The following is a 22948-nucleotide window of genomic DNA, read 5'->3' as shown; positions in this document are numbered from 1 at the left end:
TCCATATTAATACAAAATATTCTAATACTAAAGTAATTTATTCATAATGATAAAATTAATCATATAAATATGATAATTTTGTTTTATGAAGCCATCATACGAACAGATTTATCTGGAACAATCAAAATCTTTGAAAATAGAAAGCTATACCAAAGATTCTCTCTGTAGTGAAGTGAATTGGCATTTACATCCAGAATATGAGATAGTGTTTATTAGAAACGGTAATGGAATTATTCAGGTTGAGTCAAATATTGAAAAATATCAAGATGGATTACTGATTTTTCTCGGACCAAACATGCCTCATATGCCTTTTGGGAATAAGGATTTCGAAGATAACGTAGAAGTTGTTATTCAATTTAATGAAAGCTTCATCAAAGAAAAATTAAAACATTTCCCAGAGTTCTATAGTATCCTGGAATTCATCCGAAAATCACCTAAAGGTTGTATTTTTTCTAAAGCGATTAAAGAAAAATTGTCTGACTCTTTTTTAAAACTTTCAGACCAGAATAACATAGAGAAATTATTAAACTTTATATATATCCTATATGATCTCTCTATTTCTAATTATAGAAGGCCTATTGTAAAGTCTAACCATCTCGAAATTGACAAAATAGCTTTACCAAGAATATCGAAGGTTTTTGATTTTGTAAATAAGAATTATGCTAAAAAAATTCAATCTAAAACTATTGCTAAACAATTAGGACTAACTACGAATTCATTTTGTAGAATGTTTAAATCGGCTACAAATAAAACTTTTATTAGCTTCCTGAATGAATTTAGAATCAAAAAAGCACAAGAATATTTCGAAAATAAGAATACTTCTATATCCGAAGTTCTATATCAATGTGGATTTAATGATCCATCCTATTTCTGCAAACAATTTAGAAAACACACCGGTGTTTCTCCTTCTACATACATCAAGAAGCTACGCTAAAGTATCACTTTACTTTCTTCCTAAAATTCCTTTTTTTAGAATCTGACCAAATTCATACATATCTTCATACGAACAATAAAAAGGAGCAGGCGCTAATCTGATTACATTAGGTTCTCTCCAATCCGTAATCACTCCATTTTTCATCAAATAATCAAACAATTTCCGTCCTTCTCCGTGAAGAAAAACAGAGAGTTGTGTTCCTCGTTCTTCTTGATTTGACGGAGTAATGATTTCAAAAGAGCTATCTACCTCTGCATCAATTGACTTTAGGATAAACTCTAAATACGCTACAATTAGGTTTCGCTTTTCTATTAACGCATCCATACCAACCTCATCAAACAATTCTAATGAAGCTAAATAGGGAGCTAAAGATAAAATGGGCGCATTACTCAATTGCCAAGCATCTGCATTGGGCATAGGTTCAAATTCAGGTTTCATAAGAAACCTGGATTCTTTTTTAGTTCCCCACCAGCCCTCGAAGCGAGGAATATCTTTTCTGTCGTGAAACCGCTCATGTATAAAGCATCCTGAAGCATTTCCGGGGCCGCTATTCATATATTTGTAACTACACCAAGATGCAAAATCCACATCCCAATCATGAAGTTTTAGCTCAATATTACCTGCTCCGTGTGCAAGATCCCAGCCTACAAATGCTCCTATGTCATGACCTGCTTGTGTTATAGTTTTCATATCGAAAACCTGACCCGTATAATAATTAACTCCACCTATTAAAATTAATGCACACTCCTCTCCTACGGATTTGATAGTGGAGAGAATATCCTCTATTCTAAAATTATGTTCTCCTTTTCGTTTTTTAATTTCTACAATAGCATCTTTTGGGTCATATCCGTGAAATCGAACCTGACTTTGTAACATATATTGATCACTAGGGAAGGCTTTTTCTTCGCATATGATCTTATATCTTTTCTCGGTTGGTCTGTAGAATGAAACCATCAAAAGATGAAGATTTACTGTTAGTGTATTCATCACAGTAATTTCTGAAGGTTTAGAACCAACGACCTTACTTAATGGTTTTGCCATTCGCTCATGATAATCCCACCAAGACTTATCTGCATAAAAATGTCCTTCTACCGCAAGTTCTGCCCAATCCTTCATTACCTCATCAACGTACTTCTTTGTGTTTTGGGGCTGAAGTCCTAAGGAATTTCCTGTAAAATATATGACTTGCTTATCATTCACTTTAGGAAAAAGAAATTGACTTCTATAAGATTTTAGCGGATCTTGTTCGTCTAATTTCTTAGCAAATTCTCGATTATTTTCGAATTGCATTTTTGAGTTTTGATTCAAAAATACATATTAGAACCGAGATTATATAATCTTTTAAAAACTACCCTAAAAGGATGGGGAAAATTACCGTATAATTCTTATATTGATACCAACCAAATTTATACTAAACAAGGTATAATACATAGACATACATCCTGAGTGTCTCTAAATGTTCGGGTATACAATATCATCTTAAACTCATATTACAATGAAAGAATTAAAGAAATTAAATGGTGTGAAAAAAATTAGTAAAACTGCACAAAAAGAAGTTGTTGGAGGATGCCCTACTCATGGTGGTGGATCTGGTTGTCCTAACGGTATGTGTGGTCAAATCATTTTTCCTGGACCGGATTTTTTATGTGTTGAATGCTAAGCGTTTTCTAATTCAGAAAAAATAAAACAACAATAAATTGCAGTGGTTAATTTTATAGCTACTGCAATTTTTTTAATAAAGCCTGTGCTTTATCAAAATTATAGTTTTGCTTGTCTTTAAGAATAATTTCTAAAACTTTTATCGCAGTATTCTTTTTATCTTGTTTTAGATATACTAACGCTTTATACCAATACCCTTTTGACTGATCAATCGTATCGGAATTTATTATTTGATCAAAATAGGAAATTGCTTCTGTATACTTATCGAGTTCCAATGCAGAAAGCCCGGAATATATTAACACAGATGGTAAAAGTTCATTTTTATCTTTTATATATTCTTTAAATAAAACATAACTCTCATCATATTTCTTTTGTTCGAATAATCGTTGCCCTTCTGCTAATTGACTTTCATCACTTCTACTTGTAAGAGAAGGTAAATCCTGCCATTCGCTATATCCTGCATACAAATCCTGAGAAGAATCGTTAGAATTCATAGTATATAACACCACAAATATTGTAATAGAAGCAGCTGCAAGTACTGAAAGAAATAATCTATTCTTCAAAAAAGAAGTATTATTTTTTTTCTGATAATTGGCTTGAACTTTAGCAATGGTATCTTTTAATTTTTTAGCTTCTGCACTCCTAAAATAGTTTTCTACTTCTTTTACTTCTTCTATATCAGGAGTAAAAGACTTATCGATCCAAACAGATTCATCAACCTGAGCAAACAACTCTTGATGTACCTTGAATTCTTTCACCAATTCAGGATCATTTTGTAATAACTGTTCAAAAAGAGCTCTATCCTCTATAGAAAGTTCATCTCTGAGGTACGCATCGATTTGATCGTGATATATTGAGTGGTCTTTAGCGTCCATTATGATATCAGATTTTTAAATCGTTCATCGGATTTTACACTTTTAATTAATCTTGCTTTACACTTAAAAACACGCTGCCTAGCAACTGTTTCCGAAGAATATGACAATTGAACAACGATATCTGCATAAGATACTTTCTTTAGAAATAACATTAATACCTGTTTACAATTATCAGATAGTTTTTCTAATTTTTCTTTGAACAATTCCCATCTTTCTTGTTCGAGTAAAGCGTACGTAATATCCGATTCTTCACTTACCAGTTCCTTTACCTCTATATTTGTTACCCGTTTTCTTTTATTTAATTCTCTACGCCATAAATTTTTACAGGCTGTAAACATATAAGCTTCAAAAGTAGAGTTGATAGTTTTTAACTCTCTACATCTAATTCTAGCCGAAATTTGCATTAATACTTTCTGAAAAATATCTTCTGCATCTGCTTGTTGTCCTTTATTATGCAGCACAAATTTTAAGCATTTAGGAAAGAACGAAGTATAAATATCCATAATGACCTTTTCATCAGATTGCAATATTCCCTCAATAAAATACTCGTTATTCTTCATTAATTATATGCTAAAATCTTAGATCTGGGTAACAAAGCTAATTATTTTGAACTACAGTGTGAAAACTATTTATCATAAGGTTTTCAAAACGAATAAATATTAATAATTTTAAACAAACTTACGCGATGAAAAAAATTGTAAATATTCTATTGATCGGATCAGTTTTATTTCTTTTTCAAAATTGTTCTTATGACGAACAAGATTTCTTTGAAGAAAGCATAGATATAACTACAGAATACAATGGAAAATCGCATTACGGTTATCAACCACCTGTTATAGAAGGCTGTGAAATTGAATTTACATTTAATGATCCTAATCTAACACCTGCTGAAAAAGCGGCTATTAGAAACTCGTATAGTTTTTTTCTAGGTCTTAAATCAGTGAATGGTAATACGGAAATATGGTATACAGATTGCTCAGCTTTTCATGATTATAATGATTTAAATCCAGGAGGTGATGAGAATGGTACTTATATTGAAACGAGTGGATGTCCCAGAGGAGGTTGCCCTTCTACCCCGCCTACACCAGATGAACCAACAGATCCTTTTGGAAATGAACAATAGTATTTAAATGTAATTATACTTCAATAAAAATATGATTAAAATAAAGCTTTCTAAAAAGTATATAAGTATATTTTTATTGTCATTTTATTACATAGTTTGTTTTGCTCAAAGACCATCGGTAGCATATTATAAAATCAGAAATACAGAAAGTTATACTGATATTAATAAAATATCTACAATTGAAGAGTTATTAAAAAAACACGTAAAGGATAAAGACTCTTTACAGTATGGAATTGATTTAACTGCTTTTTCATTTTGGTTGTATCAAAACGAATATTTTGATTTAGGTACTGCAAAATCCGAAAAAGCAGTTAAGTTCTTTAAAACGCATACACCACAAAATGATAAACTTTATCTATATAATCTTGGACTTTTAGCAGACTTCTATTCAAGAGTTGAAGATTATACTAGTTCTAATGATATTCATTTTAAAACCTTAAAGATCAAGGGGAATAAAAAGAAATCAGGAGAGATTTATAAAAAAATTGCAGCAAACTATAACGCTGAAGCTAACTTTCATATAGCAACAACTTATTATCTGAAGGCAATCGAAAAATTTAGAGAAGAGCAAAAATATCGGAAGTTATTTGATACTACATTACTGTTATCTGACAATTATCAAAATATACTAGATGACACCAATATTATAAAAGGAATTGAATGCCTAAAAAAGTTAGATACCATAAAGAATAAAATAGATTACTCTTTATTCGATGAATATCTAATAAATCAAAGGTTAGGAAATCTACATAATTATGAAAATCTTTTTGACCCTTGTGCAAGTTTACCTTATTACAAAAAGGCTTTGTCAATTGCAAAAGAGTTAAATAACAACAGAAACTTATGTCTGATTAATAACAACATTGGCTATATTTATCGAAATGTCGATAATGATTCTACATTATTTTATTTTAAAAAAGCTTTTACTTACACTCACCAAGATAAAAACCTAAATGCTGCAGTATTATCCAGTTTAGGGCTTGCCTATCTTGACCAAAAAGAATATGACAAAGCCTATACATCATTAAATCTCTCTCTGGATAAATTAAAAATTAATCAAAAAAAAGGAAAATTTTCTGAGAAACATACGATTAAGTTAAGTGATAAGAATCTAGGGATAGAGCTTTTGAAAAACATTGCAATTACCCAAATTAAAAGATATGAGGATGAAAACTCTAAAGAATTATTAGAAGACGCTTTATTGCATTTAAAACAGGCGGACCAACTAATCGACCTCATAAAACTAGAGAGTACACATCAAGAGTCGAAATTGTTTTGGAGAGGTCTGGCATCTGATATTTATATAAATTTGGTAAAAGTTTGTTATTTACTTAATGATTCAGAATTAGCATACTATTATTTAGAGAAAAATAAAGCTTTATTATTGTTAGAAGATCTAACCAAAGAACGTTCTAAAACCTTTTTTAATATTCCTGATAGTGTAATTAAAAGAGACCATTTTTTAAAACGTAAGATCGCAAGGATTCAAAATAAATCATTGTCAGAAGAATTTAATGACGAAATTCGTTCACTTCAACTATTTGACATTAAAGAACAATATAAATCCTTTATAGATTCTTTACAAAATATGTTTCCTAAATACTATAAGCACAAAGGAAAAGCTAATATTTTACCTTACCAAAAAGTAATTAAAGAAGCCTCAAAAACAAATACAACTTTCATCCATTATATTCTTAATGACGAGTCAGGATATGGATTAGTTATTTCAAAAAATGGACAAGAACTCTTTGAAATACATAATATCCCATTAATTCAAAAATACATTACCAAATTTAATGCGCTTGCTTCAAAGCCATTTGCATCAAAAACAGATCAAAAAGAATTTAAAAAAATTGGTAAAGAATTATACCATAAACTTTTACCAAACAGTTTATTTTATCATAATGAGAATAAAATCATTGTTATTCCTGATGAAAACTTGTTGAGTATCCCTTTTGAAATATTAATACAGAAAAACGATAATTATTTAGTAGAAGATTATGATATAAGCTACGCCTACTCTATTTCTTTTTTAGAACAGAATAAACAACTAAAAAGATCATATAGAAAAGATTTTTTAGGTTTTGCTCCTATACGATATAATGTATTATCGACTCTTCCTAATAGTACAAAAGAAATAAATACGATTGCAGAAAAATTTGATAGTGATATTTTACTAGAAGAAAATGCTTCTAAAGAAAACTTAATCAATTCTTTATCTGATTATAAGATTATTCATCTTTCTACGCATGCTAACGCTAACGATTCTATTACACCATGGATAGCTACTAATACTAAAAATATTACAATACACGATATACATAGCACTAAAAATAATGCAGAACTCGTAACCTTAAGCGCCTGTAATACTTCTATTGGTAAATTACAAAAAGGAGAAGGTGTTATGAGCCTTGCTCGTGGGTTTTTTAATACCGGTGCAAATAGTGTGGTTTCTACTCTATGGAAAGCAGATGATCAATCTACACAGGAGATTATTACAGACTTTTATACATATCTAAAAAAAGGGAAATCCAAGTCTGAAGCTCTTAGACAAGCCAAACTCACCTATCTCAAAAATCATTCACTCAGTGAAGTTTCTCCTTATTACTGGTCTTCACTTGTTCTTATAGGAGATCCTAACCCCATGTATTCTTCCATAAATATTTGGTTTTTAGTATTCGGAATTCTGATTTCTTCTCTAATTATATTTCTTATTTATAAAAGAATTTCAAAAAAATAATTTTTTTCTGGGTAACAGAATAATTCTTCTTGAACTACTCTATGAAAACTCATTCGCGAAGAGTAGACAAAAACTTGATTGTCTATAAATGATCAAAAATAATTCTAATAAAAATCTTTTGTAAAATGAAATCTAAATTAGAAAGACTTAAAAAGTACAAAATAAAAAGAGAAGAATTGAGGTATATTAATGCCTCAGGCGGGGCTTGTGAGCAAGGCTGCTGTAACACTTGCGAACATTTTGCTGAAACATGGGGTAGCGCAATTTATTGTTGCCTTGAATGCAAATATCATTGCAGACAAATAGCATCTTAGAACATAATATTAAAATGCAATTTGTTTTAGGATTGCCTTGAATAATAAAAAGCTATGATAGTATCATGGCTTTTTATTTCTTAAAATCGACCTAGCTCTGTTTATTATTGGTTATTTTTTTGTCTTGTAATCAAGATTTTCTGTTTCTTTCTCAGTAACAACTACTCTTTACATAAAAATTTCTAAAAAATTAAAAAAACCTGGGTAACAGAATAATTCTTCTTGAACTACTCTACGAAACCTCATTCGCGAAGAGTAGACAAAAACTTGATTGTCTATAAATGATCAAGAATCATAAAATTAAAAATCAAGAAACATGTTAAAATCAATTTTAAATGTAAACGTAGTATTTAACTTAATAGATAACCACAAAAAGGAGGATTAGGATTAGCTAGAGAAACCTACGATTGTAAGTGTGACCCTCAATCTTTTACAGTGAGAGCTAGTTCTATAAGAAATGCTGAAAGAAAAGTAGATAGTAAATGTTCTGTAGGAACTGTCTCTTCTTTCAATGATAGAATTATAGCACCTGCATCATAGAGACTATTTTCCTTAGACAAATAAGAATTTACATAATCATTTTTAAAATTAAAAATCATGAATAATTACAAAATAAAAACTTTATTCCTCTTCACTTTTATCTTTGCAACTTTTTTTATAGCCTGTAATAGAGATGAAATTAATGAAGGATTAACAGATCAAGAAAGTGAAATTACACAAGATGAAAATTTATTATCTAAAGATCAGCTTGGATTGGAAGTCGCAAAAAATTTAGCAAAAAACTTAAAAAATGTTGAGTTAAGAAACTTCATTAAGACCAAAGCTTTAGAAGCTTTTGATGGAGATTACAATTTTTTAATTGAAACTTCGAAAAATGAAAACATCACCAATAAAAAAAGTGGTCAACAAATAATCTTTTCGAACTTTCTTTCTGAAGGAGACATCAATGATTCGTCAAAAAAGAGCAGTACAACTTCTCAACTAATGAATGCTATTAAAGTAACCTATCCTTTATTACAAATTGCTTTACCGGAATTTGATAATCATAAAGTAGCAGAGTGGGATACAGAATCATCTATACCACTAGTTGCTTATCTTCCTTTACGTATAAAAAATGACATTATACCTGCTTATGATGCAGAAGGAAATTATTACGAGCTTAGTGCTTCTACGCCACCAGAAAACCTAGTTATTGTAGTAAAACAAAATGAAAGAGTGACTGTTATAAACAAAAACTCTAAAAAAAGAACAGAAATATTATCAAAAATGTTTGGTGATGATTGCGAAATCATTGCGCCGGCATTTCATCAAAATGACACCAATGAGTATCATTTTACTGATGATCTTATGAACCAGGCTAATCTTTGTTCTGGTGGTGGCGGTGGCACCGGAGGAGGATCTGGATCTGGCGATAACGGATGTGATAGAAGTAGAAAATCAACAAAAGACCGATTAAATAAATTAAAATTTAATTCTATGCCATCATTTAGAGAAGTTGCAGAATGGCATGATGGAGCTCTGGAGATAGAGGTTACTGCTTTTTTTGGTATTTCAGAAGATAGTGAAGTTAGCATTACAAAACCGTTTCGAGGATCAAGAGGTCAATTTAAAAACTGTGGAGTATTTAATTGCAATCCCGATTGGTTCGACTTATTTAATACTGAAATTTACACTTGGGACAAGGATACTTATGGAGATAAGATGTTATATGTCTGGATTGAAAAAGATGGCGGAGGTGAATTAGAATTAGATTTAAAATTAGAATTCTCAACGAAAATCAAAGGAGTTGACATCAAAATTAAACCAGAATTCAAAATAACATTCGAAGACGATGAAATAGGTCAATCTATTATCGAATACTGTGACAATACAGATGGTGATGGTTATACTTATAATACTGGATTAATGAAATTTCAGGTTAAGCAATAACTAATTAAAAGTAGATTTCAATACTAAATTAATTTCTAAAAACTTGATCAGCTCTTTACTCAATAATAAGGGTAAAGGGCTTATTTTTTAGTTCATAAGCCATAAAACATTTAGCTTTGCAAAAAAGTTAGACCATGCACTTCATACCGGAAGCACTAGATACCTATGTAGTAAATCATACCGAAAAAGAACCTGAATTACTACAACAATTAACCAGAGAAACGTATCAAAAGATATTACAACCGCGTATGCTTAGTGGTCCTTATCAGGGTCGTGTTTTGAGTATGCTTTCTAAATTGATCAATCCAAAAACTATTTTAGAAATAGGAACCTATACTGGTTACTCCGCTTTATGCCTGTCAGAAGGGATGCAAAAAGATGGTGTTTTACATACGATTGACATAAACGAAGAATTAGAAGATTTTCAGCGTAAATATTTTGATCTTTCTTCTTATGGCAATCAAATACATCAACATATAGGTGATGCCACCGAGATTATTCCAAACCTGGATATAAAATTTGATTTAGTTTTTATTGATGCTGATAAACCAAATTATTCAACCTACTTTGAATTAATAATCGATAAAATGAATCCGGGTGGTATTATTTTATCCGACAACGTTCTTTGGAGTGGAAAGGTGATTGAAGATATTGCCGAAGATGATCTTTCTACCAAAGCACTTTTGGCTTACAACAAATTACTTGCAGAAGACAAACGTATAGAAACAGTATTATTACCCATTAGAGATGGACTAACAATTAGTAGAGTTATATAACCTCACGAATACTTGAAAACGGAATAAAAAAAGTGGAATCTCTAAAGATCCCACTTCTTACATGTATTAGTAACTACAATTGCTAATTCACTTATTATTGTACCGCTTTCAGAGCATCTATATTGCCATAACCGAACTTACTATTACGATTAGGATAAAACTCTCCAGCTCTTTTTAACTTATCCAATACTTGTGCTCTAGACATATTAGGATTACGTGCCCATACTAATGCCGCAATACCGGCTGTCATAGCTGTTGCTACAGAAGATCCACCAACATAAGATTCTGTACCACTATTAAATCCTAATACTGGTACTGTTCTACTAGTATTACTAGCTCTCTGCATAATAATAGTAAAATCAATTTTATTACCATCGTGACAAATATCACAACGATTATATCCATTATCTTTTAATCCTGTCACTGCCACTGTTTCACTCATACTTGCTGGAAATATAACACCATACCAATTCGTAAAAGTGGTAGAAGTTCCACCTGCAGCCATGATCATTTTACCTTTTCCGTATGCATATTTTACAGCGTCTTTTACATTACCAATTGACCAAGGATATCCAACCGACATTGAAATTATTTTAACATCACTTCTATTTCCTAATGCTTTTAACGCGTTACTTACTCCTTTACGCTCATGATAATCGTTTAAAACAACATCCTCTGTTCCTCTATACGCTACCAAATTAGAATTGTATGCAACACCAACTGGCATAAAATCATTATTACGTGGTGATGCTATAGCGGATGCCATCTGAGTTCCGTGACCACATCTATCATTAGGTCCATCAACATTATTAGACCACCACCAAGGAGAATCAATAAATGTCCCAAAACGTTGCACAGATCTACCATTAGAAGCACCATCATTAAATCCGTTTCCTAAAAGATTTTGGTTAGCCGATAAGCCAGTATCTATGAGACCTACGGTAATTCCAGCTCCAGTACTAAGACTCCAAGCATCATCAATATTATGATTTTTGTAGTTCCAAGGTAGTCTCGCATTAGGAGAGATCACACTATAATCACCGCTATTGATTGATTGTCCACTTTGACTGCAACCAGCAGACTTTTGTTGCACTTCTTCCTTAAGGTAGAATCCGTAGCCATTTGGTTCCAGGTAACGAATATTGTCCATTGCTTTTAACTCTACAATGGTTTCTAATTTCTTAACTTTTACATCCAAGACATTCAATGTACCATCTTGTGATACCTGAACATTGGAACGTGTAACTCCTTCAATACTTTGTACGGTATTATATATACCTTCTATAATATTGTTTAATCTAGGAGATCGTTGAGTTCCATCAATAAAACTTTCTCCCTTTTCCCCAAAACCGATTGTCAACACTTCACCTCCATGCATTACTGCACTATATAATATATGTGCTGATGCATCTGTAGTCCAATCTAAATCACCATTCTGCTTAAGTTGTTTTTCTATAAAAGAGTTTATTTCTTCAACGGAGAGAATTTTTTGAGATTCTGAGCTTTCATCAATAATTTCGGTGGAATCTTCTTGAGAACATGATAGGACGAGGAAAAGCCCTAATACTAGTGTAATAATTTTTTTCATTTTAGTATAAATTAATGAGTTTGTGTGTTATTGATTTTTTGAGGTAGTCATTCCCTGAAAATATCAAATAATTATCATTTAGTTAATTTCACTCCTAATTTATTAAATAAAATCCAAATATTAATGCGTTATATTGAAAGAATCTCAAAAAAATTATTGTTACTATGCTTGCATAAGACCAAAAAACGGTGTCAAATACCAATGTTTATAAGGGTTTTACAGAAAAAGACTACAAAATAAAATTAACTTAAAAAAAAGGTGATTTTTTTGAAGAAGAAACAAAAATAAAGGTTGATTTTATCGAAATGATAAAAATTGCAGAAGTAGAAATTAGAATTTACGTTTTACAGGACCTGTAACGTCTTCAATATCCTTTTTTACCTGTGTTATTTCCTTTTTAATATCCGAAGTAATAGAAGTAGGGATATCGGTATCGATACCATGTTTTTCTGCACTCTTGGTAATTTCTGACTTAATATCGTTAGTAGCATCCTTAACAATGCGCATTCCTTTGCCTAAACCTCGAGCGATTTCAGGTATTTTATCAGCGCCAAAAACCATAACCAATATAAATACTATAAAGGCGATCTCTGTTCCACTTATGAATAATGGTAATGCTATCATAACATTGCAAATATAGCTACAATAATGTACAGAAAAAAGCCGTTCGCAATCACGAACGGCTTTAATTTATAATTTAAAGGTTTTTTAACTTATTGACCTTTTACTTTATTTTTGAATTTATCAAACTTACCTAGTTTTTTATTCTGAGGCCAGCTATTGTTCGAAGTATCTATATCCGCCGTTTCTTGGTTAGGATCTACCACAATCTTAGAAATTGCTTTTTCTGAAGCTATCGCTCTTTTAACTGCTGCATCATTCTTTCTCCATATTTCTGCAGGATACGTTATGGTTTCAGAAGTTCCGTCTTCATATGTATACTCTACTATCAATGGCATCACTAGACCTCCAGGTTTTTCGAAAGTAACTTCATAAAAATACTTTGGTTCTTTAATCACTTCTCTCTCTTGAACTGAGAAATTATCTATTAAGTATTCTTTCAATGTTTTTGCATCATCGATAATGTTACCATTCTTCTTAATCGCTTCATATTCATCACTGCCTTCTTCTACCATAAATACTAATGGTCCGAAATCCTCAATTTTAGCTCCTCTTGCGGCAGCAAAATCTTTTGCTCTTTGGTTTGGTTCTTTAGAAACTACATATTTCTTTACATCTTTTACACCAATATCCGTATAATCCGTTGTATAAAACCATCCTCTCCAGAACCAATCTAAATCTACTGCAGATGCATCTTCCATTGTTCTAAAGAAATCTTCTGGTGTTGGATGTTTAAACATCCATCTCTGAGAATATGTTCTAAATGAATAGTCAAAAAGATCTCTACCCATTACAGTTTCTCTAAGGATATTTAATCCGGTAGCCGGCTTAGAATATGCATTAGAACCAAACTGATGAATATTATTAGACTGTGACATAATCGGCGAAATAAAACTCTGATCACCACTCATGTAAGGTACAATTTTAGGTGCAGGACCTCTTCTTGATGGGTATTTTTTTAAAGGTGCAATCGCATCAGGATACCACTCTCCAAAATCTTGCTCCGCTACGTACTGTACAAATGTATTAAGACCTTCATCCATCCAAGTCCATTGACGCTCATCACTATTAACGATCATAGGGAAGAAATTGTGCCCTACTTCGTGAATAATCACACTCATCATTCCGAATTTTGTGCGATTACTAAATTTTCCTTCTTTATCAGGTCTTCCATAATTCCAGCAAATCATCGGATACTCCATCCCTTGATTCTTAGCATGTACAGAGATAGCTTTGTGATAAGGATAATCAAAAGTCATTCTACTATATGATTTTAACGTACTGGCTACAGCTTTAGTTGACCAATCTTCCCATAATGGATTTCCTTCTTTTGGATACATAGAAACTGCCATTACATCCTTTCCTCCTATTTTCACTGCCATCATATCCCAGATAAATCTTCTGGACGTTGCAAATCCAAAATCACGTACATTTTTAGCGCTTAGTTTCCAGGTCTTTTTGCTTTCAGAAAAAGTCTTCTCTTTAGCTTCAGCTTCTTTTTGAGTTACTATAACTACTGGCTCATCGTATGATTTTTTCGCTTTCTCATAACGATTCATCATCTCTTTAGAAAAAACTTCTTTTCTATTTACCAACACACCAGTAGCATCTAAAATATGATCTGAAGGAACTGTAATATTTACATCAAAATCTCCAAATGGAAGTGCGAATTCTCCTCTACCCCAAAATTGGTGATTTTGCCAACCTTCTACGTCATTATAAACTGCCATTCTTGGATAAAACTGGGCAATTACATATGCTCTGTTACCATCTTCAAATTCTTCGTAACCTGATCTTCCTCTGCCGTCAACGTGATTATTGATATTGTACCACCAATCTATTGAGAACACAAATTTTGCTCCAGAAGCCAAGTCTTTTGGCATCTCTACACGCATCATTGTCCTATTGATAGTATATTGTAATGGTTTACCACTAGCATCTTTAACCGCAGTAATATTAAACCCTCCATCAAAACCTTCTCCCAAATACTTACCAACAAATCGACTTGGTGGATCTGCTGCATCCACACCTGTTGGTTGGATTAAAGGAGTTTTAGATTCTCTGGATCTCATATTTTGATCTAGCTGTACCCACAGAAATTCTAAATTATCAGGAGAATTGTTCGTATATGTTATCGTTTCTTTACCGGTAAGCTTTTTGTTTTTATCATCAAGCTCAATATCCATTTTATAATCTGCCTGTTGCTGGTAGTATGCAGATCCTGGAGCTCCGGAAGCAGTTCTGTACATATTAGGAGTTGCAAACTCATCATACATTTGCTTAAATTTATTTTGATTTGTATGCCCCAACTCACGAGTTTCTTCGCTTTCATTTTGGTTTTGTGCATACAATCCTGAGGCAGAAACAAAAAAAGTAACTGAAAGGATAAAAAGTATTTTTTTCATTAGAGTGTAATTGTGTTAACTAATAAATCGCAAAATAGTTGTTTTTTAAAAGTTTAATGATTTATTCACTAAACTTTAACATGCCTTTATCCTTTTCTTTTTCGAGGATAAGACTTTTGCGTTTTTTCCCTTTTTTCACGTGTACGATATTCTGTTGTTCATCAAAAAAGTCCATCAAAACTTGATTAGAAACTGTTATTGTTTCGAGTGAGGGAATATTGTCTACTTCCAGGTAGCATAGTACAAGATCGTTATCATATTCTTTTCCGATGAAATTAAAAAACACTTCTTGACCATTAACAGTAATGGCTAATTTTTGATTTAAATATGTGCTCAAATATTGATCTACTTTGGTTTCTTGTTTTTCTGAAACTAATTCTATGGTTTCATCATATCGTTTTCTAAGCACTTCCTCAATATCATCGATAAAAATTCTTGAAATAATTTGCAATGACTTTTGTTCCTCATTATATTCTATTTGAGTGACGCTAACATAAAATTTATGGAGCACCGTAAAAGAACTTAGAAAAACCAGAAGTACAGGTAAAATAAATAGTAATTTCTTCAATTTATTATAATTTTAAAAGATGGTAAATGTACTATTTTGACATAAAATATTGTGCCAAAAATATCTTATTGTCTAAAAAGAGAATATTTATTAATCAATTTCTTTATGCTCTTTGTAAAATTTCGCTTTTTCTTGGAAGAACTCTAGCAAGGATAATCTTTTTGTATTCTCTAATAAGTTTTCGAAGTACTTATCTTTTGCACAATAGTACATAAAATCAGAGATTAAGGTCTCTGGTATTCCCAAATCCTTTGTAAAAAAACTCATACTAAATGAGGCCTCTCCTTTTTGAATCAGCCTATCTAAATCTTGAAGAGCTTTTATCCGTTTTAGTTTTTTTAATGTCCCATTTAAGTAATTGATAGGTCGATCAATAATACCTGATTTTGCAGTATAAATTTTTCTTTCTATTTGTGTCGGCTGTTTTATATCTCTGAATGGCAAGCCTAAACTTTTATTATTTACAAAAGGTTTAATTTCTATATACTTCGTATCCTTATCTATATTTCCTGAAAGATTTACATTACTCACGTTTACCTCTTCAAGTTTACGAATAACTGGATTCAGCTTTACTTGAAAATTTTCATTATTCAGATCATCATCTTTAACTAAAATGGAAATCACCTCATATTGAACTGAAGAAAAAATAATTGAATCATTAACGGTTGCAGGAATTTCGAAATTACCTCTCTGATCATTTGTGGTTCCTATTTTCTTAGTGTAATTCACAATGTTAATTGCAAAATCTTCTAACGAGTCGGCTATAATTCTACCCTTTAATCTTTGAGATTGACCAAAAGTATTTACTAAAACGAAAAGAAAAAATAAAACGGGTAATATCCTAGTCATACACTGAATTAGTTTCATGACTAAAATCAAAAGGAAAACTTCACACCATTAGTTTTCTTTAGATAAAGCGATCCTTAGTACTTCGTCACATCACCACAAAAGACGAAGAGAAACCAAAAGTGTTGCGCTGTCAATATCTAGATACTATTTACGATCCTTATATGCTTTGCTTTGAGAAACCAAAAATTCTATCAAATTAAGTTCATTTCCTTCTTCTAGATATGAATTATTAAGTCCGTTTTCTTCTGCAAAAAATATAAAGTCATTAATCTGATCCATTTCTAATGCTAAATTTGTTTTAAAAAATTCATCATTATATATATTTCGAACTTGAACATCAATATCCACTGGCTTTTTACTATCTTTTTTATCTTTATCCTGAAAAACAACCTTAAAAAGATTGACAAAATTAAGTCCATAAATCATTCTATCTTCTAAAAACACTTTATTCTCTAATTCAGAAAGTTCATCTGCCGTCCAATCGTAATCTGTATCGTTAATCCTAGCAGATGTTAATTTAGCTACTTCTTCAATTCCGCTATCCTCCACACCAATTTTTTTTACATCAATGGAGACATTTCCTAACAAGTCATAAGGCGTTACTATTACTTCGTCCAAAAGATTTACAGATTCATTTAGGAAAATATTCAACCTTTTATTATCTAAAACTCCTTTATCAATCAACACTACAAATTTCTGATACTGCATAGCTATAATCTCTATTTTATCATTGGCACCAACACTGATTCTAAAATCACCTTTATTATCAGTAATAGTTCCTTTTTTAGTAGTAAGATTATACACAACTACCCCTTCTACATCGTCGCCTATTGGCGCACTAATACGTCCGTCAATCATAACTCTAGAGGTAATCTGCGCGAATGAAAAACTCATTGCACAACATATAAAAAGTAAGGATAATTTCATTTTCATAGTAAGCCGAATTAAATTTGTTTTTATTGAAGATACTACATTTTTTCAATATGCTGAGAAGATTTCTTTATAAGAAAACGTTAAACTACCTTTACTAAAAAAACAACTTCATGCAAAACTGTATAATAGCCAGCACCTCTACTATTCACGGAAGCGGTCCATTAGAATATTTATTTGAGGCCTTAATTGAGCTTTTTGTTGATTCTGATGAAATACTATTTATTCCTTATGCTCGTCCTGGAGGAATTTCTCTTGATGAATATACTATTGGTGTTAATAATATTTTTAAGAAAATTAATAAAAAAGTACTCGGTATACATATGTTTTCAGATACTGTAGAAGCTTTTAAAAACACACAAGGTATTTTTACAGGTGGAGGAAATACATTTCTTCTGGTGGACCAGTTATACCGAAATAAAGTAATAAAACCTCTAAAAAGAGCAATAGATTCTGGCGTACCATATTTAGGAACCAGTGCCGGAAGTAATATATGCGGGCTTACTATGCAGACAACCAATGATATGCCAATAGTACATCCTCCAAGTCTTAAAACTTTAGGAATCATGACTTTTAATGTAAACGCACATTATCTGGATCCTGATCCCAATTCTACGCATAAAGGTGAAACCCGAGAAACACGTATTAAGGAATTTCATACGATAAACCCACAGCCTGTAGTCGGACTTAGAGAAGGAAGTTGGTTAAGAATTCATAAAAACGATATTACCTTAAAAGGTAATTTATCTGCAAGAATTTTTGAACAAAATAAAAGTCCTTATGAAATAACACCTGGTAGTTCTTTATCAGAATTAAACTAATTGATGTATGCAATACCAGAAAATTCTTGATACAATTAAATCTGAAACATTAGCCAAACCTACTACAGGAAAAGTGGCTACTTATATTCCGGAATTAGCTAAGATTGATCCTGATAAATTCGGAATGCATTTATACTGCATTAATTCCGGACATTATGGTTTTGGTAATGAGAACGAGCGTTTTTCTATCCAAAGTATTTCTAAAGTATTCTCATTAACACTGGCAATGTCTTTATTGGATGATGAATTATTTGAGCGAGTAGATGTAGAACCATCGGGAGACCCTTTCAATTCATTGATTCAGTTAGAGTATGAAAATGGAATCCCAAGAAATCCTTTTATTAACGCAGGCGCACTTGTTATTGCTGATATCTTAGTTTCTATATCAGAAAACCCTCAACAAGAGTTCTTGGATTTTATACACAAAATTACAGGAAACACGGGGATTAATATTAATTCAAGAGTTTTTGATTCTGAAAAGAAATATAGTCATCGAAATGCTGCTTTGCTGAATCTTATGAAATCTTTTGGCAACATAAAAAATGATATAGAAACTGTTTTAGATCTTTACATTTATCAATGTTCCGTTGAGATGTCATGCAAAGAATTAGCAACTGCCTTTATGATTTATGCTAATGCCGGAAAAACCTTATCTGATGACACTCAAATAATTTCGGGTAGAAAAGTAAAGCGTATTAATGCAATTATGCAAACCTGTGGTTTTTATGATGAGGCAGGAGAATTTAGTTTTAGAGTGGGTTTACCAGGTAAAAGTGGCGTAGGTGGAGGAATTGCAGCTATTCATCCAGGTCAATATGCCGTAACTGTATGGAGTCCACCTCTTAATCCTAAAGGGAACTCAGAATTAGGAATGTATGCGCTAGAAAGGTTGACGACTTTGACTGGGTTTTCTATTTTTTAAAAAGTATTTTAGTAATCTTATTATATTTGAACTCATTCGGAAATTAGATAATACTATGGACAATAAAACCAAGAATAAAAAAATATTTATAGCACTTGAGTTTCTCATTTTCTTGATAATTCCATCTGCCATTTTCTTTATAATTACCTCCAAAAACAAAAGTAAAATTGAAGATAAAGCTGTTATAGTTCAAGTAGAAAAAACACTCAATCAAGAAGAATTACAGAAAGAGAACTCTTTAATACAACAAGGAGTTCAATTTATGATCCAAAAAAAATACAAAGAGAGTATTAAAACAAACCTGGAGGTGTTATCCATAAATGAAAACAACAAAGTTGCTCATAATAATTTATGCTTTGCCTATGGAGAGATAAGACAATTCGAAAATGGAATTAAGCATTGTAATAAGGCTATTGAATTGGACCCTAATTTTCAATTAGCCAAGAATAACTTAGAGTTAATAAAAAGGTTGATGTCTAAGTAAATTTATATAGAACTAAATCATTGTTGTTTTTTCAAAGATTCTTTAGCCCATTTGAGATTATTTTTTGCCATTTGAAAATTCGGAGCTAACGCTATCGCTTTTTCGCACGCCTCTATTCCCTTCTTATATTCTCCCAATAGGTTATAAGATGTACATAAGTTATTAAATGCAATTGGGTTATTAGGATCTTTTTCTAGTAGTTCTAATGAAGCATTAATACTTTTTCTTTGTTCTCCTAATTTATAATAATTGTCACTAATTAAATTATACTCCCGAACTGTTAAGTTTTTAGCCTTTCTTTTTTGAATACCACGAATAGAAACCCTCATATTGTTTTTTGCAAGTTGCATATTTGATTTTATTAACAAGGCCTTTTCACATGCCAATCTGGCTTCATCAAAAAGTAAAAGGTTATTATAAACTGAACATAAATTATTAAATGCTAAATAATTATTTGGATCCAATCGAACTGCTTCTTTTAATGCATTAACACTATTGTAGTAATTTCCTTGATCATATTCTAACAAAGCCAATTGTCCATATTTATTTGAAGATGGTTTTTTTTTCAACTCTGATCGTAACTCCGTTATATGTCTATCAGCATTTTTATGATTCTTTATAATAAAGCAAATAGGTATATCATCAATCTTTACCTCGTGTATTGTATTTTCTTTAGACCAGTTTACGTTTATATGATCTTTATTATATTTTCCTTCGGCTAATAAAACGATAGAATAATCCCAATCTAAAGATGACCTGCGGTCTTTTATATACTTTAAACCTATTTTTTCTTCATTCTGATAATTCAGCTTTGTTTGACTTCCATAATACATACGCACTTTTGGCGGATCGTCTTTATCGCCAACATTTTCTTCTAACCAGTCTACAGCAGATTTTACTGCAACCCCATAATAATCTATCTCATAATTACCAAATGCCCCAGACACACCTCCTACTATTGGGCTAAAGTATAGTGCTTGTAAGGGATGATACTGCACCATAAACTTCAAGGGTTGTAACATTAAGAGCACCATTATCCCGAAAACCAGTCTAGTTATATTTTTAGTGGGTAAAATTTTAAATAGCTTATACCAACCGAATGCACTTAATATTACTATTGGTAAAACTGTAAACATAAATTGCCTCGAACCATCATGACTATTAGGATTTGCTACAGCTATCAAAAACATAGGGAAAACGGAAGCAAATAAAACAATTGAAATAAGGAGTATATTTTTTTGCTTGACATTTTTATAGTAAAGTAAAGGGATAAGAAAAAAGCCTAAAAAAGCGTGTAACGGCATCATGATAATAAATAAATTTTTTATCGCATAATACCAAGGCATATCGAAACTGCTTTTCCAGATTCCTTCGAATAGTTGTAAATTCTCAAAACCTCTAAAATCTTTTGCAGCTATAAATACTTTAATTGGATTCAATAAAGGATTTATTTGGGCATATGGCCATAACAAACTAATACTTATATATGCAATACAACATATAGCTATTGTCTTACTCATCAGGATTAATGTATTCTTAATATGAATATTTTTAAATCCTTTATGATAATTTTCAAGAACCCACCAACTAAAAACTGCTAGTAAAAGATAGCCAAAAACAAGAAACCCAATAAGTCTGATATTTACCAAAAGTGACATATTTACAATCAAAAACAGTGCTCTTTTGATTGTAATTACAGGTAGTTCCTTTACTAATTTTACGATATGAAATATGGAAAACAAATAGAAGGCTGCAGCTGGAATATCCTTAGGATTATTCATAGAATATCCGAAAGTTAGAGGAACTAATACAATAAATATTAATGTTAACAAACCAACTCTCCATCCTCCTAACTCCTTACCTAAAAGACCGCAGAATAAAAAAAGTAAAAAACCAAAAATGGCGTTTAAAAAGTTCTTAAACTCATATTTATTACCTAAAAAATCAAAATACTGATGCAAAAAGCTAGATAATAAATCAAAAAAGCCCCCAAAACCATTCATCCCCTTATGCTCATACTCTTTATTTCTGCCTACATCTACCAATGTTCCATCTTCATGAATAGGACTAAGTAAAGCACTCTCATCAATACCTTTAAAATAATTTAATATTCGTTCTCCATGCTCCATATGAATTCGAGCATCTTCCAATGGACCATAATCAAAGCTTAATACAGCCATTGTTATTCCTATAATAATTGCTACAGCAATAAAAATTACACGATCTGTAATTTTTGGAATCCACGCATTCTTCATAAAACCTTATCTTTTATTGAAAAAATCATTTATCAAACTAATAATTTTTCTTTGATCTTCCATGTCCAATTCATAGTACAATGGTAATCTTAACAGGCAGTCTGCAAAATTGTCACAGTATATCAATCTTTTTGTTTGATTGTTCTCTTCATAAAAAGGACTTTTATGTAATGATAAATAATGAAACACGCAGTGAATCCCATATTCTTTTAAGAATGAAATTAGTTCACTTCTCTGTTCAATTGAATCACAAATCAAATAAAACAAATGTCCATTTGTTGTCGCATAATCAGGTATATGTGGAAGTTTTACCAAACCGCCTAATGCTAATTCCTGAAAACCTTTATAATAAAAATCCCAAAGATGTTTTCTTCTGGATTGAATTTTTTCTAAGTTCTCTAATTGAGCATACAAAAAAGCTGCGGTAACATCCGAAGGTAAAAAAGAAGAACCAATATCTACCCAAGAATATTTATCTACTTCCCCTCTAAAAAAAGCTGAACGATTCGTTCCTTTTTCCCAGATGATTTCTGCCCGTTGATCAAAAAATTCATCATTAATTACTAACATACCTCCTTCTCCAGAGATGATATTTTTTGTTTCGTGAAAGGAAAATGCAGCTAGATGCCCTATAGCTCCTAAAGGCTTGCTTTTATAATAGGAGTCAATTGCTTGAGCAGCATCTTCAATAACAAATAAACCATTTTTATTGGCAATTCCCATAATTTTATCCATATCACAAGCTACGCCCGCATAGTGAACTACTACAATTGCTTTTGTTTTATCAGTTACCAATTCTTCTAAGGTATCCGCATTAATATTAGGATTATTATGATAACTATCCGCAAACACTATCTTAGCTCCTCTTAAAACAAAAGCATTTGCAGTAGATACAAAGGTGTATGAAGGTATAATAACCTCATCCCCTGGCTTAATATCGATAAGTATAGCAGCCATCTCAAGAGCATCGGTACAAGATGATGTTAGAAGACAATTCCTAAAACCAATATTTTGTTTAAAATATTCATGGCATTTTTGTGTATAATATCCATTACCTGAAATTTTACCTCGAGCAACTGCATCCTTGATATAGTATAATTCATCCCCAGTCATATAGGGTTTGTTAAAAGGAATCATCATTTATAGTAACTAATT

The 22948-nt window shown here is 31.4% G+C and carries 20 protein-coding genes; 9 read left to right on the top strand and 11 right to left on the bottom strand.

Annotated features, from left to right (window positions below; translation table 11 throughout):
- The first annotated feature begins 85 nt into the window (after positions 1-85).
- Entirely contained in the window at positions 86-934 is an 849-nt protein-coding gene (locus tag Q0910_RS19140) for an AraC family transcriptional regulator (protein ID WP_299219945.1), read from the top strand.
- Between the two features lie 9 nt (positions 935-943).
- Here the strand turns inward: Q0910_RS19140 and kynU are convergent, their stop codons facing one another.
- A complete protein-coding gene (gene kynU, locus Q0910_RS19135) occupies positions 944-2224 on the bottom strand; it encodes a kynureninase (protein ID WP_299219941.1) in 1281 nt (426 codons plus the stop codon).
- A 205-nt stretch (positions 2225-2429) separates the two neighbouring features.
- Here kynU and Q0910_RS19130 point away from each other — a divergent pair, with 205 nt between their 5' ends.
- Complete coding sequence (locus tag Q0910_RS19130; RefSeq protein WP_299219938.1) at positions 2430-2594, top strand: hypothetical protein; 165 nt, start codon at positions 2430-2432, stop codon at positions 2592-2594.
- Between the two features lie 58 nt (positions 2595-2652).
- Here the strand turns inward: Q0910_RS19130 and Q0910_RS19125 are convergent, their stop codons facing one another.
- Together Q0910_RS19125 and Q0910_RS19120 are read right to left on the bottom strand one after the other, a co-directional pair.
- Positions 2653-3468 (bottom strand): tetratricopeptide repeat protein, encoded by an 816-nt coding sequence (locus Q0910_RS19125; protein ID WP_299219936.1) that lies wholly within the window; start codon positions 3466-3468, stop codon positions 2653-2655.
- Complete coding sequence (locus Q0910_RS19120) at positions 3468-4028, bottom strand: sigma-70 family RNA polymerase sigma factor (protein ID WP_299219933.1); 561 nt, start codon at positions 4026-4028, stop codon at positions 3468-3470. Before Q0910_RS19120 ends, Q0910_RS19125 begins: the two co-directional genes overlap by 1 nt.
- Before the next feature lie 125 nt (positions 4029-4153).
- On the opposite strand from Q0910_RS19120, the gene Q0910_RS19115 reads away from it, so the two are divergent.
- The 4 genes from Q0910_RS19115 to Q0910_RS19100 all read left to right on the top strand — a co-directional run bounded on the left by Q0910_RS19115 (position 4154) and on the right by Q0910_RS19100 (position 10350).
- Entirely contained in the window at positions 4154-4591 is a 438-nt protein-coding gene (locus Q0910_RS19115; protein ID WP_299219930.1) for a hypothetical protein, read from the top strand.
- 31 nt (positions 4592-4622) lie between these two features.
- A complete protein-coding gene (locus tag Q0910_RS19110) occupies positions 4623-7331 on the top strand; it encodes a CHAT domain-containing protein (RefSeq protein ID WP_299219927.1) in 2709 nt (902 codons plus the stop codon).
- Between the two features lie 911 nt (positions 7332-8242).
- Positions 8243-9574, top strand: a complete 1332-nt coding sequence (locus Q0910_RS19105) for a hypothetical protein (protein WP_299219922.1) — start codon at positions 8243-8245, stop codon at positions 9572-9574.
- Between the two features lie 134 nt (positions 9575-9708).
- On the top strand, positions 9709-10350 hold the full coding sequence (locus Q0910_RS19100; protein ID WP_299219919.1) for an O-methyltransferase: 642 nt from the start codon (positions 9709-9711) through the stop codon (positions 10348-10350).
- Between the two features lie 94 nt (positions 10351-10444).
- On the opposite strand, the gene Q0910_RS19095 is transcribed toward Q0910_RS19100, so the two are convergent.
- The 6 genes from Q0910_RS19095 to Q0910_RS19070 form a co-directional block, all read right to left on the bottom strand.
- Positions 10445-11938 (bottom strand): S8/S53 family peptidase, encoded by a 1494-nt coding sequence (locus tag Q0910_RS19095; RefSeq protein ID WP_299219916.1) that lies wholly within the window; start codon positions 11936-11938, stop codon positions 10445-10447.
- A 330-nt stretch (positions 11939-12268) separates the two neighbouring features.
- Positions 12269-12562, bottom strand: coding sequence for a twin-arginine translocase TatA/TatE family subunit (locus tag Q0910_RS19090; protein WP_118458160.1), 294 nt, complete (start codon positions 12560-12562; stop codon positions 12269-12271).
- An 89-nt stretch (positions 12563-12651) separates the two neighbouring features.
- Positions 12652-14964 (bottom strand): M1 family metallopeptidase, encoded by a 2313-nt coding sequence (locus tag Q0910_RS19085; RefSeq protein ID WP_299219913.1) that lies wholly within the window; start codon positions 14962-14964, stop codon positions 12652-12654.
- Between the two features lie 61 nt (positions 14965-15025).
- Positions 15026-15532 (bottom strand): DUF6702 family protein, encoded by a 507-nt coding sequence (locus tag Q0910_RS19080; protein ID WP_299219912.1) that lies wholly within the window; start codon positions 15530-15532, stop codon positions 15026-15028.
- 90 nt (positions 15533-15622) lie between these two features.
- On the bottom strand, positions 15623-16381 hold the full coding sequence (locus tag Q0910_RS19075; RefSeq protein WP_299219910.1) for a hypothetical protein: 759 nt from the start codon (positions 16379-16381) through the stop codon (positions 15623-15625).
- A gap of 144 nt (positions 16382-16525) precedes the next feature.
- Positions 16526-17275: a carboxypeptidase-like regulatory domain-containing protein gene (locus Q0910_RS19070; protein WP_299219908.1), complete on the bottom strand. Its 750-nt coding sequence runs from the start codon at positions 17273-17275 to the stop codon at positions 16526-16528.
- 149 nt (positions 17276-17424) lie between these two features.
- On the opposite strand from Q0910_RS19070, the gene pepE reads away from it, so the two are divergent.
- The 3 genes from pepE to Q0910_RS19055 are packed head-to-tail and all read left to right on the top strand — an operon-like array spanning position 17425 to position 19538.
- Complete coding sequence (gene pepE, locus Q0910_RS19065; protein WP_299219906.1) at positions 17425-18132, top strand: dipeptidase PepE; 708 nt, start codon at positions 17425-17427, stop codon at positions 18130-18132.
- A 7-nt stretch (positions 18133-18139) separates the two neighbouring features.
- On the top strand, positions 18140-19054 hold the full coding sequence (locus Q0910_RS19060) for a glutaminase (protein ID WP_299219903.1): 915 nt from the start codon (positions 18140-18142) through the stop codon (positions 19052-19054).
- A gap of 55 nt (positions 19055-19109) precedes the next feature.
- The gene (locus Q0910_RS19055; protein WP_299219901.1) at positions 19110-19538 is read left to right on the top strand and encodes a hypothetical protein; all 429 of its coding nucleotides are present in this window, start codon (positions 19110-19112) and stop codon (positions 19536-19538) included.
- Positions 19539-19555: 17 nt separating this feature from the next.
- On the opposite strand, the gene Q0910_RS19050 is transcribed toward Q0910_RS19055, so the two are convergent.
- Together Q0910_RS19050 and rffA are read right to left on the bottom strand one after the other, a co-directional pair.
- Complete coding sequence (locus Q0910_RS19050; protein WP_299219899.1) at positions 19556-21793, bottom strand: hypothetical protein; 2238 nt, start codon at positions 21791-21793, stop codon at positions 19556-19558.
- Positions 21794-21799: 6 nt separating this feature from the next.
- Positions 21800-22930, bottom strand: a complete 1131-nt coding sequence (rffA, locus tag Q0910_RS19045; RefSeq protein WP_299220341.1) for a dTDP-4-amino-4,6-dideoxygalactose transaminase — start codon at positions 22928-22930, stop codon at positions 21800-21802.
- Positions 22931-22948: the final 18 nt, after the last annotated feature.

Origin of the sequence: uncultured Aquimarina sp. (genome assembly GCF_947495315.1) — a bacterium.
Lineage (GTDB): Bacteria > Bacteroidota > Bacteroidia > Flavobacteriales > Flavobacteriaceae > Aquimarina.
This window is presented reverse-complemented; position numbering and strand designations above follow the sequence as displayed.